Here is a 13062-nt window from a genome sequence, read left to right on the forward strand (position 1 = left end):
TGGGCCCGCAACCACCTGTCGGCAAACAGGTCACTGATGTTTCAGTTCGAGGTCACGGTTTGAAACCGGTGTTTGGTCACGGCTACATTTTCGCCAAGTAACTCTGTGTGTTACAGCTCACTGAGACCGAAGAAAGGCGACGCGACTAAAACACTCTGGCGGGGGGTGACTACTCTCCCCGCCCCGCCAGTCTGTTGGTCCGTTCCTCAGCGGCATCAGCCCATTAGCAGCTTGCCCGGCACCTCCCGGCCCATGATCTTGATCTGCTCCTTGGTGATTCCCTCTGCCACGAGCCCGGCCACCAGCATCGCGTAGCCGTCCGGCTGAGACGGGTTGCCCGTCTGGCCGAGGTCGGTGCCGAGGACGAAGTTCTCGGCGCCCACGGCCTTGATATGGGCGGCGGACTCCTTGTACGTCACCTGCCGCCAGTGGCGCATCCAGGGGAGATGCGCGGTCGGCCCCATGAGCGGCCCCATGGCGTCGATCTCCAGCTTGGCGCCCATGGACGCGGCCTTCTTCATCTGCTCGACCGTCATGTTGACCACCTCGAACTCCGAGTGGGTGACGACAACGCGGTCGCAGCCGGCATCGCGCGCGGCCTCGATGATCGCCAGGCACTCGGTCGGTGAAGCATGGCCGGTGCAGAGCACGAGCTTCTGCTGGGCGCAGACCTTGAGCACGTCGCGGAGCGCGGGCAGGGCCTTGCCGTCGGGGCCCACGACCTTGATGCCCTCGGGCGCATCCTTGAAGTGCTTGACGTGGTTGTCGGCGTCGAAGGTCGGCAGCCACACCACGCGGCCGTAGCCGCCCTGCATCCGCCACATCCACTGCACGGCCTCCGTATTGATGCCGCCTGCGGCACCGTTGAGGGTCACACCGCCAAAAGCTTTGATGCCCGGGTTGTGCTTGCGTACAAGCCAGGCGCGATCGGCGGTGAGGGCCACGTGGTTCTTCAACACGACGGCTTCCATTTTGCGCGCCATGTAGAGTTGGGCCATCTCGTCATCGTCGACGGCACGACCGAAGACATCGGGGGCGCAGTGGTTGTGGAAGTCGATCAGGCCCTCGATGGGGCTGACGGCTGGCGGGGGCGGCGGGAACACGCGCACCTGGGCCGCCGCCGTGTCCTTCAGGGTCGCAAGCGCGGCGAGCCCGACGGCGCCGGCGGCCGCGGTCTTGAAGAAGTCCCTGCGGCTCGTGCTCCGGCCGTCAGCGGTGCTCCGGGGGTCGGGGTCGTGGCTCCAACTGTGGCCGCAGCAGTTCATGAAGCGCCAGCGTGGAAGGGTAAAGGGGTTCATGGGCCACCTCCTCTTTGAGGCAGGGTTGAGCGGCCAAGGCAGCAGGTCTGGTCCACGACACACTCCGGTTCTAGGCACCCTGCGGCATAGCACGAACCGATCTGCAACACAACCCCTACCCCGGGCGGGCATGATTGGGAGGCGACCGTAGACCACCCGGATCACCTCGAAGATCAGCTAGGTCGATAGCGGCAATTGCAGGCCCCCGCAATGTGACCCGCCAACTAGGAATTAGTGGCTCCCGGGCCTCGACTCCGACGGTCCTGCCGAGGACCGGGCGAGTCGACCTGCTCCTCGGAGAATTTCGAGCGCTTCATCGGTCCCGTCCTTTCGTGTGATGGACCATCGAAGGCGCCAGCGTACTCTAGTTTTGGGCCGTCGTCGTTTTCGGGGGAGAGGTCACGACTCTTGCCACGGGGAGGCCACCTGTCCAGGGTCCAGGTGGCCTCCCCGCACGTCGCTCGTCAGACCTTCGAGAGCTGGCCGGATCGAATCAGGTCAACCAGCACATTCCACTCGTCCTTGGTGAGAACCGCGAGATTGCCGGCCTCACCGACCCGGACGTGTTCGCCAGCGAACTCCACCTCCGGGCACTCCCCACACCCGGCTGGGCACAACAGCACTTTCCGGTTGTCCAATGTGTTCACCTCCTTCCTTTCACGATCTTGAGTCGCTCGATGTGATGGCAGACGGTGGCCTCGCCGCGTCGTGGTGATCGTGAGGACGATCTGAGTAGTTCCTTGAGACCGCGTCGCACTTCGGTCAGGTCAGCGAGCGTTCGGTCAAGCTCCTCGACCTTCTGCCGTACAAGGTCAAGGACGTGTGGACACGGGCAGCGGCCCGACCGCCTGATCTGGACCACCTCCTTGATCTCATCGAGGTGGAAACCGAGGCGCCGCGCCTGTGCGACGAATGCCAGGGTCGACAGAGTCTCCGGCCCGTAGACCCGGTAGCCCGATGTAGTCCGTCGCGACGCAGGGAGAATGCCTGTCCGTTCGTAGAGCCGAAGCGCCTTGCGGCTCACCCCGCTCCGTGAGGCCACTTCACCGATGAGTAGGCCGTCTCGTCCCATGGATGGAGCCTAAACCTTCCCCCTTGGGGCAAGGTCAAGTGCTTTTTTCAGCAGGCGTTCACGTTCACGGGGCCCCCTTGCGCAAGCGCAGGGCGGCTCCATCATGGATCAGCACAGCCCCCGCTATCACCGCCCTCGCCCTAATGACGGTGCCCACCGCTTGAAGGTTGCGTCGGAGTCGGCCGCGGCTGGGGAGGTGCGGCTTGCACGTCCGTTCCCGCTTCCTTCACGAGCGCCATGATCTCGTCGTACTTGTCAGGCGGAAGCACCCGGACCAGGGTCATCATGCCGCCCAGCGATGCCGACCAATCCTTCGGCAAGCCATAGGTCTCGGCCTTCGTGACCTCCTCGTCCATCGGCATCCACATGTCCTGAGGGAAGCCGGGCACCCGGCGTTGACCGCTCCCGGCCCCGTACCCGGGCGTGGCCGCCCGGCTCTGATGAGGCGGCTGGCCGACCATCGGGGACACGGGCTTCTCGGCGGTAGTCATGCCCATTCCCCGCCCAAAGCCGGGCGCGTTCTCGTCAGACAGGGCGTGCCCCTTCATGATCCCCATGCCCTCTTCCATCCCCTTGCCAGTCTGCAAGGGTCCGCCGTGCGCCATGGGGCCGACCATGGACACCATCTGGTTCATCATGTGGTGCGGCAGGTGACAATGCAGCATCCAGTCGCCTGGGTATTTTGCGACGAATTCAATGTCCCGCGCCTGGGCAACACCGACGAGGACGGTATTCTGCTGATAGCGAGCCGACTCTGGGATCCGTCCGGACTCCGTTCCCGTCACGGTGAACTGCATGCCGTGCAAATGGATCGGATGGTGATCCATCCCGATATTTATGATCCGGATGCGGACCCGCTCCCCAAGTTTGACCAGCATTGGTGTCGCCGCCGGGCCTGCCTTGCCGTTGAACGTCAGCCAGTTGAACTCCATGGACAGCGTGTTCGGGACCGTATTGTTCGGCAAAACGGCCCACTCCTGCAGGATGATCCCGAAATCCTTCTGCACGGCGGGCTCATAGGCCTGCGTCGGGTGGATGATGAAGAACCCGATCAGGCCGATCATCTCGGCCATGGCCATGTGGGTGTGATAGAAGAACGTGCCGTTCTGGTGGAGAGTGAACTCATAGGTGAACTGCTCGCCCGGCATCACGAGGGGCTGGCTAATGGCCGGCACGCCATCCATCTCGATCGGTACCTCGAGACCATGCCAGTGCACGGTCTGCGGCTCAGGCAGGCGGTTCTCAAAGAGAACACGCACGCGGTCGCCCTCGGTCACCTCAATCGTCGGTCCAGGCATGCTGCCGTTGTAACCCCAAACGTCGAAGAGCTTGCCGGGCACGAACTCGACCTTGACGGGTTCGGCCACGAGTCGGAATACCTTGACACCCTTGTCCATCTCGTACGGGAGCTTCGGCACATCAAGGACGTTCACTGCCACTTTGGTCCCGGTCGCCTTGCCCGTCGGTGCCGCGCCGCGCGCCTGCCCAGCAACCGGCCGCGCACCATGTCCAGCATGCTGCGCGTCGGCTCTGCCGGCCCAGGCGGCGCTGAGCATGCCGGCCGCGGCGCCGAGTGCTCCCTGGAGGAAATTCCGTCTGCGCACTGTCATGGTGGCTCTCCTTGTCGTCTCTGGAAATGTCTAGTCTGCGGGCCGGCCCGCGGCTGTCGGCACGTGGCCGGTCGGCGGCGGCTGGCTAACGGACATGTGGAAAGGCGCGTCCAGTCCCCCACTCAAGAGCATCCCCTCCAGAAGCGAAGCCGTGCGCCACAGGTCGACCAGCGCCTGCGTGTACTCGGCGCGTGACTGGAAGAGCGTGCGCTGCGCGATGAGTACCTGTGGGTACGCCGCGGCCATCTGCTGGAACCCTTTCCGGTAGAGCTCAACGGATTGCTGCGCGCGCGGGAGGATCTGGCGCTCGTAGCGCTCGACCTCCATCCTGGCGTCCTCGTAGCCACGAATGACCGTCGCGAGCTCGGAGCGGAGCGCCAGCTCCAGGCGCCGCACCTCGGCCTGCGCGTGCTCGAGGTCGGCCTGGGCTGTCGCCACATTGCCCTGCTGGCGGTCGAAGAGTGGGAGCGGGATACCAATCTCGATGCCGGTCTCGAAACCAACGTCCTTGCCAGGCGTAACCTGTTCCGAATTGTATCCGAGCTTCGTCCGCACGAACAGGTTTGGGATCCGCTCGGCACGCACCCGCTCGAGGGCGGCTTTGGCCCGCTCGACATTCACCTGAGCCTGCCGGACCTCTGGGCTCTCGCGCAGCACGCGGGCCAGCACCGCTTCGCCGTCGAAGCGCGGCATCTTCGCGGTCAGATCGCCCTCAAGTTTGGCGATCGGCAGTGATGGCTCGCCCACCGCCGAGGCCAGCATCCGCCAGACGCGCTGCTGGTGACTCTGCGCTTTCATCAGCTCGATCTCCGCCCGCTGGGCCTGCATCTCGACGTCCAGCACATCGGGGCGATCGGCCTGCCCCACGTTGAAGAGCTCCCCGGAAACTCCAACAGCCTCCCGAGTGAGCTTGGCCAGCGCCTGCCGCTCGTCCACAATGCGTGCGGCGCCGAGGCCTTCGTAGTAGAGCATCCGCACCGTGGTCAACACGCGGAGCCGCTGCATATCCGCCGTGATGGCGGCGCGCTGGCTGTCTGTCGCCGCGAGGTCCCGGCTCTTCTGCAGCTTGCCGGCGGTGACGATGGGCACCTGGAACCAGAAGAAGTTTTTGTTCTGGTTAGGCGTACGGGTGTTCTGGTCCTCAAGCTGGTAACCGACCAGGGGATTCGGATAGAGGCCCGCCTGCGTCTGGCGGCCTTGCGCGGCGCGGATGGAGGCCTGCACTTGGGACAGCGTGGGATTCTTCTCGAGCGCAATACGCTCGAGGTCTTCGAGGCGCAGCCCGCCCATGGGTGTAGCCGCTTGTGGCGCCTGCGCGCTGACGAGCGTCACGGACCCCAGGAGCGCGGCCGCGCCGACCAGCGAGGCCAACCCACACGCACCCACGACACCAGTCCGCTCAGTGGCCAGCATGTCCGCCTCCCAACCCAGGATGCTCGCCCGGTGTATGTGGCCCTTGATGCCCCGAGAGAGTGTGAACATAAGCGATCACAGCCCACCGGTCGGGGATCGTCAGCTCGCCCTTCCATGGCGGCATGGCCGACCCAATGGACTTGTACGGCTCGACGAGCCCGCCTTCGCTCACGCGCCAGAACCAGAAGTTGCCGGCCATCTCGCCTACCATCTTGGCGTCGGTGAAATCGGCCGGCTTGAGCGGCAGATTGAGGCTGCCCGGCCCTTTGCCGTCCCCCTTCTCGCCATGGCAGAGAGCGCACTTGGCCGTGTAGATTTCCTTCCCCTTGGCGATCATCTTGGGATCTGTCCAGGCCCGCGCCGGAATGTGCGAGGTCGCGTAGGCGGCAGGCACCGGCGCATGCACGTGAGCGTGAGCGCCGGCGGCCGGACCCGTTCCCGGTTGCTGGGCCTGAGCAAGGATCTGCTGAGCGCCCAGCGCCGGGTCGCCCATGCCAGGACCGAGCGTCCGCAGCGCGGCGGCCAAGGTCGTGATGCCGAGCACCTTCCAATGGAGCCGTCCAACCGTCATAAAAGCCTCCAACGGGCTCGTACGGGCCCGGAACGTAGGTAAAGTGCGAGCTGCCCGGGCGGTAGCCAGAGCGGACACGACGTGAGCCGTCCGCAAGGCAAAATCCTTGGAACTTGGGATACCGCGGGCAACTACGGCTTACAGAGGACGGCTAAATCAGGAGTGCAGCGTGGAGGATGAAGCGAGGTGGACCGCTGAGGGATACCGGTCGCATGCCGACAGCTACGACGTGGTCCTGCAAAGGCACCGCCCAGGCCTCCAGACTCGGCAGAAACGCCACCGCGTCAAGTCCGAATGCGGGCGTATTGCTGGGCGCAGTGGCGGCGCCCTCGCAGGCACTGAGGTGTGCCGCACTGTGGTGGTGCGGCTCGCCGCCCTGGTCGATCTCGTGTGCCGGTGCCGCCTCAGCACTGTGCGACTCCGTGGAGAACTCACAGACGTTGCCGAAGACCATCAGGGTCGCCGCGAACACCAGCGTCCACCGGGAGCCGAATCGCCAGAATCTAGGCGCGCGCATGATCGCGAAGGTTACTCGACGGTTCCGCCGGTGTCAACAAATGGTGGCGCCGGCGGCACGGCAACCGCCGCGACACGTGCGGTGGTCTGCACCGATCTCACGGCCGGGGTTCATCGCCCGTCATCGCCCCTGCGCCCGCTGAGCCATCGGATTGCTAGCACGACGGCCAGAACCACCAGCGCGAGCACACCCAGCGCCAGCACCCAGCAGATCACCATCATCCAGCCACCGCCCATCATTCTTCCCATCATGTCGGTCATCATGACGACTCCTTTCTACCAGGTCATCCCAGTGAGACTCACGTCCAGTTCCCGCACCTAGCCGGACGGCGCATTCCGGGCGGCCTCGGCGCGCAGGAGAAAGCTTCCGTCCGTGACCACGATCTCGCCCGGCTGTAGGCCGCTGAGGACGACCTGGCTCTCGCCCCTCTGCTCTCCCAACCGCACGATGCGTTGGATGAACTTGCCGGCCTCGCCCTTGGCGGGCAGGAAGACGACCTGTCTGTCGCCGAGGCTCTGGACTGCCACTTTCGGGACCAGCACCACGCGCTGTCCCGAGCTGGTGTCGAAAGCCATGGACAGGTACATGCCCAGCCGGAGTCGGCTGTCACGGTTGGGCACCTCGACCCGAACCTTGGCCGTTCGGGTGGCCGGCTCCACCCTCGGATCGATGTAGGTCACACGGCCTTGGAGCGTCAGTCCGGGATAGGCCGGCGTCGACACCGTCGCGGCGGAGCCCACCCGTACGGCTGCGAAGTCCTGCTCGTAGAGATCGCCCACCGCCCACACCTCGGACAGATCCGTCACGACGAACATCTCCTGGCCCATGCCGACGACCTGCCCGAGGTTCGCAGTCCTCGCTGTGACCACGCCATCGATGGGCGCGGGCACGGTCACGCTGGACACGATCTGGCTCGGTGACTGGAGGACGCGGATCTGCGCAGGCCCCAAGCCCAGCACCATGAGCCGCTGGCGGGCAGACTCCAGCTCCGTCTCGTGGGTCGCGTGCACCGCCGTAACCTCTTCCAGCTCCTGGCGACTCGCGGCCCCGATCTCCGCGAGCTCCTGCGTCCGGCGGAGCTTTCGGTGATCGGCCTCCAGCATGGCCGCCATCGAGAGGAACTTCGTCTGCGCGTCGGCAAGCTCGCTGCTGAACACCGCGGCGAGCGGTTGCCCTCGCTTGACCGTGCTGCCCAGCTCCACGGCGACGCGGGTCACGATGCCCCCCGCGACCGGCGTCACCTTCACCTCCCGGTACGCATTGGCCATCACGGTCCCCGGCACGGTGATCGCGCGACTCTCCTCGGCACTGATCACGGCGGCGGTCTTGATTCCCGCCCGCGCGATGGCCTCGGGCGTCAGCACGACCTCGACGGAATCCGACGGTGTCGTGACGGAAGCCGGTGGCGTGGAGACGCGAGCAACCGGAGAGACCTGAAGTGGCTGGCCGAGCCACCCGGTCCTCATGACCAGCACCGCGCTGCCTGCGCCCAGAGCCACGAGCCCGAGTGCCCCGGCCACCAGAAGGGAAGGCGTCAGCCGGCGCGGCTGATTGGGCGGAGCGCCACCGTCCCACTCGTTGTCCATGTCGGCGTCTCCTTTCACCGCTCGGGCTCCCCGATCGCGCGCTCGACCTCCACGGCGGTGGTGTACGCCAACTTGAGGGCCTCCGTGTAACCCATCTCCACCTCGATGAAGCGGCGCTGCTCGGCGATGACGTCGAGCAGTGGGCGTCGGCCCAGCTCCCATGTCCGGCGCACGACATCGAGGTTCCGCTGGGCCACGTCACGCACGCCGTGGGTGTAGATGTCGAGCGCCTGCCGCACCGCCTGGTATTGCGCGAAGGCCGACGCGACTTCCTGTCGGACGGTCAGGATCAGCGCATCCAGGCGCCGTCCAGCCCCTCGGGTCTCCGCCTCGGCGGCCGCCACGTTTCCCTCGTTCCGGTTCCGCACCGGCACCGTAATGGACACGCTGCCACCGAAGTAATCGAAGACGCCCTGAATTGGTCGCGTGCCGCCACGATCGGTCAGCCCCATCAGGTCGAAGCCGGTTGACTGCCGCTGGTACCCCACGTTGATGCTGGCATCCCATCGGCCCTCGGCCCGCTCTTTGGCCACACGGGCGCGGGCCGTGGCCGCCTCGGCGCGCGCCATCGCCAGATCCGGGCGGACCTCGAGGGCACGCGCCGCGGCTGCCACCCGGTCGAGGGTAACGGGCGGCGGCGTGAAGAGGTCTCCTGCGACAGAGAGCGGCGCCTCGGGCCCGAGCCCCGCCAGCGACTTCAACTGCAGGGTGAGCACCTCTCCGCGACTGGCGACGAGTCGCCGGTTGGCGTCAAGGCGGCTCACCTCGACCTGAAGCAGACTCTCCTCGAGCGCCGGCACTGCGCCCTGTCGGACCCGCTCGCCGACCAGCGCGAGTCCCTTGCGGTTCACTCGCAGGAGCTCGTCGGCCGTCTCCAGGTCGCGCTGGGCTCCAAGGAGCTCGGCGGCCTTCATCCGCACCTCGGCCCGGAGCCGCCGCTCACGGTCCGCCACCTGCGCGCGCTTGGCCTCGAGCTCTTGCCCGGCGACACCGATCCGCCCTTCCTGGCGGCCATTGAGATCGAGGGGCACGGTGAGCCCGACCGTCACGTTGTTATCCGAAGTCAGCGCCTTTTGGCCGCCGAGCTCCACCGTCGGGTTCGGCCGGAGGCCGGCCTGGAGCAAGCGGCCGCGCGCGGCGTCGATGTCCGTGCGGGCGGCGGCCAAGTCAGGGTTGTCCCTGAGTGCCCATGCGACCACCTCGTCAACCGTCAGTCGCCCCGGCAAAAGCTGGGCCCATGCCTCGGACACAGCAACGGCGAGCACCGTCAGCGCAATGACCCCGCCGGCGATACGATGTCCCCGGATGGTCATGGCCTGTTACCGCACCGAGACGGAGAAGCGCGCCGAGCCTTTGCCGGCCGGGCCGTCCCAGGAGACCGCGACCTGCCGGGTGCCGGCGTCGGGGAACTCGATCGTGCCAACGTAGCGCCCGGGCGCCTTGTCGGGCGTCACCGTCGCTCCTGCCACCATGGGCGCCATACCGGGCATCCCCATGCTGGTGCTCAGGCTGACCTTGTCCATGTCCATCGGCTGCTTGGTCGCGGCCGAGGTGAAGTCGAGCACGAAGGCGTTCTTCCCCGGCTTCCACTGCCCCGTCTCGCTCTTGAGCGTGACGACCACGTCCTTCGTCTGCTGCGTCTGGATCACCTTGAGATCCGCGGCCCAGCCGGCCATGAGCGGCCCGGTCGCCACCGCCCATCCTGCCAACACCAACGCCGCCATCAATCGCTTCAGCATGTTTTGTCTCCTTTGACGCTGCATTGTTCCATTCATTGTCTGCCCTCTTCGCGCCCAATCTGTCGCTCGCGAAGCCAGTAGAAGATCACCGGCGTCACGATCAGGACCAGCGCGAGCGAGCTCAACATTCCGCCCAGCACCGGGGTCGCCAGGGGTTTCATGACCTCGGCGCCGGTCGAGTGGCTCCACATGATGGGCAGGAGGCTCGCCACCACCGCCGAGACCGTCATCACTTTCGGCCGGAGCCGGAGCAGCGCCCCCTCCTGCACCGCCTCGAGCAGGGCGGCCCGGGTGAGCCGCCCCCCGAGCGACTCCCGCTTCCTGGCCACCGCCTCATCCAGGTAGATCACCATCACCACGGCTGTCTGCACGGCCGTTCCGAACAGCGCGATGAACCCCACCCACACCGCGACCGAGAAGTTGTAGCCGAGCGCGTACTGGAGGTAGATCCCGCCCGCGAGCCCGAAGGGCACCGCGAGCAAGACCTGCGCGGCGTCGAGGATCGAGTGATACGTGAGATAGAGCAGCAGGAAGATGATCACGATGACGACCGGGACCACGAGCTGGAGCCGCTGCTTGGCTCGCACCTGATTTTCGTACTGCCCGCTCCACTCGATGTAGGACCCCTTCGGCAGGGGCACCGACTTTGCGACGATGCGCTTGGCCTCGTCTACGAAGCTCCCGACGTCCCGTCCGCGGACATTGAGGAGCACGGTCACGACAAGCAGACCGTTCTCGCTCGAAATCATCGCCGGCCCGCTCACGGATCGCACTTCGGCGAGCTGCCCGAGGGGCACCTGGATGCCGGTCGGCCCGGACACCAGGACGCCGGCCAGGGCCTCGGCGCTCGCGCGGTACTGCGGGGCGTACCGGACCCGGACGGGGAAGCGCTGGCGCCCTTCGATCGTGAGCGTGAGATTGGTTTCCCCGACGGCGGTCTCGATGACGTCCTGGACGGCGCCCACGGAGATGCCGTACCGGGCGGCCGCCTCCCGGTTGACCGTGATGTCGAGGTAGGGCACTCCGCTTACCTGCTCCGCGTAGACGTCCGCCGCGCCCGGGATCGCGCGCAGCACCTCAGCGACAGCGCGGGCCCGCTCTTCCAGCAGGCGGAGGTCAGCGCCGAAGATCTTCACGCCCACCTCCGAGCGGATGCCCGTCGTGAGCATGTTGATCCGGTTGATGATGGGCTGGGTCCAGATATTGGAGACTCCGGGCATGGTCGTCGCCGCGTCGAGCTCGCCGATGATCTTCTCCCGCGTCATCCCGGGTCGCCACTGTGACTCGGGCTTGAGGCCGACCACCGTCTCCGTCATGTTGAGAGGCGCCGGATCCGTCGAGGTGTCGGCGCGAGCCACCTTGCCCACCACCGAGGCCACCTCGGGCACGGTCAGGATGGCCGCATTCTGCTTCCGCGTGAGCTCGATCGCCTGAGGCAGCGATACCGCCGGGTCGGTGATCGGCATGAACATCAGGTCGCCCTCGTTCAGCGGCGGCATGAATTCCTTGCCCATCCGGGGGATGAGGGCGACCGCGCCCACCACGACCAGCGCGGCGACAGCGAGCGTCGGCAGCCGATGCCGGAGCGCCCAGTCGAGGACGGGGCGGTACAGCCAGATCAGGGGCTTCATGACCGGGTTCTCCTCCTCCCCTCGCACCCGGCCGCCGATCAGCAAGGTGCAGAGGACCGGCACCAGCGTCACTGAAAGGATCGTCGCCCCTGCCATCGCGAAGGTTTTGGTGAAGGCGAGAGGATGGAAGAGCTTGCCTTCCTGCCCGGTGAGGGCGAACACCGGGATGAAGGCAAGGATGATGATGGCCATCGAGAAGAAGATCGGACGGCCCACCAGCCGCGTCGCGTCGAGCACCGCGACTGCCACAGCCGCCCGGTCGCGGGGGTTCACGCCGCGCTTCTCGATGAAGCGGAACGCGTTCTCGGTGACCACGATCGCGGCGTCCACGAGCACGCCGATCGCGATGGCGATCCCGGCCAGGGACATGATGTTCGAGGTGATCCCCAGATACCGCATGAACAGGAAGGCTGTCAGCACGGCGAGGGGGATCGGGATGGTCACGATCAGGACCGAGCGCAGGTGGAGGAGGAAGAGGATGTTCACGAGCGTGACGACAAGGGCTTCCTCCAGGAGTGCGCGCTTGAGGGTCTGCACGGCCCGCTGGATCAGCACCGATCGGTCGTAAAAGGGCACGATGTGGACGCCCGGAGGCAAGCCGGGCTCCAAGACGCGGATCTTTTCCTTCACCCGCTCGATGACGTCAACCGTGCTGACGCCGTACCGTGCCACGACCACGCCTCCGACTGCCTCGTTCGTGCCCTTGACCAGGGCCGCGGCGCGGAACGCGTCGCCGATCTTGACGTCGGCGACCTGACGCAGATAGATGGGCACGCCATTCTCGGCCCCGATCACCACCTGCTCCAGGTCTGCCGGCCGCTCGATCAGGCCGAGCCCCCTGACGACCGACCACGTGCCGCTGCCCTCGACGACGTTGCCACTCACGTTGCGGTTGCTTCGCATCACCGCGTCCACCACGGCCGACAGGGGAATCCGAAGGGCGCGCAGGCGCTTGGGATCCACGTCGATTTGATACTGGCGGACCATCCCGCCGACGCTGGCGACTTCGGCCACGCCGGGAACCGCGTTGAGCTGGTAGCGGATGTACCAGTCCTGGATGGCCCGAAGGTCACGTAGGGATTGCCCCGCGCCTTCGACCGTGTACCAGAAGACGTGGCCGACCCCGGTGGCGTCGGGCCCGAGGGTCGGGACCACGCCGGTTGGCAACGACTTGGTGACGAGATTCAGCCGCTCAAGGACGCGCGTGCGGGCGAAGTAGAGGTCCACCGCATCCTCGAAGATCACGTTGATCATCGAGAAGCCGAAGGCGGAGGACGATCGCACCACCCGCACACCGGGCAGGCCCTGGAGGCTCGTGGTCAGCGGATAGGTGACCTGGTCTTCGACCTCCTGCGGCGAGCGGCCGGGCCAGTCGGTGAACACGATGACCTGGTTGTCCGAGAGATCCGGAATCGCGTCGATCGGAGTCGTGAGCAGCGCCCAATAGCCCCACCCTGCGAGCGCTGCAAAGCCCGCAATCACGAGGAAGCGATTGCGGAGCGAGACCGCGATCAGCCAATCGATCACGGCTGAGCCCCGCACGGACGTGACGCCAGATGCCAGAACATGGACACTCTCCCTCGCTCCCGGTGAGCGGACTTCGCCCCGGGCTGCTAACGGTCGTT

General features: G+C 66.3%; 10 protein-coding genes. All 10 read right to left on the minus strand.

Going from position 1 to position 13062, the window contains the following annotated elements:
* Positions 1-215: 215 nt before the first annotated feature.
* Complete coding sequence (locus tag VGV06_10065; GenBank protein ID HEV2055501.1) at positions 216-1298, minus strand: DUF6282 family protein; 1083 nt, start codon at positions 1296-1298, stop codon at positions 216-218.
* A gap of 464 nt (positions 1299-1762) precedes the next feature.
* Entirely contained in the window at positions 1763-1936 is a 174-nt protein-coding gene (locus VGV06_10070) for a hypothetical protein (protein HEV2055502.1), read from the minus strand.
* 574 nt (positions 1937-2510) lie between these two features.
* Positions 2511-3980: a copper oxidase gene (locus tag VGV06_10075; protein HEV2055503.1), complete on the minus strand. Its 1470-nt coding sequence runs from the start codon at positions 3978-3980 to the stop codon at positions 2511-2513.
* A gap of 30 nt (positions 3981-4010) precedes the next feature.
* Positions 4011-5393 (minus strand): TolC family protein, encoded by a 1383-nt coding sequence (locus tag VGV06_10080; protein HEV2055504.1) that lies wholly within the window; start codon positions 5391-5393, stop codon positions 4011-4013.
* Positions 5380-5964 (minus strand): cytochrome c, encoded by a 585-nt coding sequence (locus tag VGV06_10085; protein ID HEV2055505.1) that lies wholly within the window; start codon positions 5962-5964, stop codon positions 5380-5382. The genes VGV06_10080 and VGV06_10085 overlap by 14 nt, the downstream gene beginning before the upstream one ends.
* 627 nt (positions 5965-6591) lie before the next feature.
* Positions 6592-6744, minus strand: coding sequence for a hypothetical protein (locus tag VGV06_10090; GenBank protein ID HEV2055506.1), 153 nt, complete (start codon positions 6742-6744; stop codon positions 6592-6594).
* A gap of 54 nt (positions 6745-6798) precedes the next feature.
* Positions 6799-8067 (minus strand): efflux RND transporter periplasmic adaptor subunit, encoded by a 1269-nt coding sequence (locus VGV06_10095; protein HEV2055507.1) that lies wholly within the window; start codon positions 8065-8067, stop codon positions 6799-6801.
* 14 nt (positions 8068-8081) lie between these two features.
* Positions 8082-9380 (minus strand): TolC family protein, encoded by a 1299-nt coding sequence (locus tag VGV06_10100; GenBank protein HEV2055508.1) that lies wholly within the window; start codon positions 9378-9380, stop codon positions 8082-8084.
* Positions 9381-9386: 6 nt separating this feature from the next.
* The gene (locus tag VGV06_10105) at positions 9387-9806 is read right to left on the minus strand and encodes a FixH family protein (GenBank protein ID HEV2055509.1); all 420 of its coding nucleotides are present in this window, start codon (positions 9804-9806) and stop codon (positions 9387-9389) included.
* Between the two features lie 32 nt (positions 9807-9838).
* Positions 9839-12964, minus strand: coding sequence for a CusA/CzcA family heavy metal efflux RND transporter (locus tag VGV06_10110; protein ID HEV2055510.1), 3126 nt, complete (start codon positions 12962-12964; stop codon positions 9839-9841).
* Positions 12965-13062: the final 98 nt, after the last annotated feature.

The sequence above is a fragment of the Candidatus Methylomirabilota bacterium genome, assembly GCA_035936835.1.
GTDB lineage: Bacteria > Methylomirabilota > Methylomirabilia > Rokubacteriales > CSP1-6 > AR37.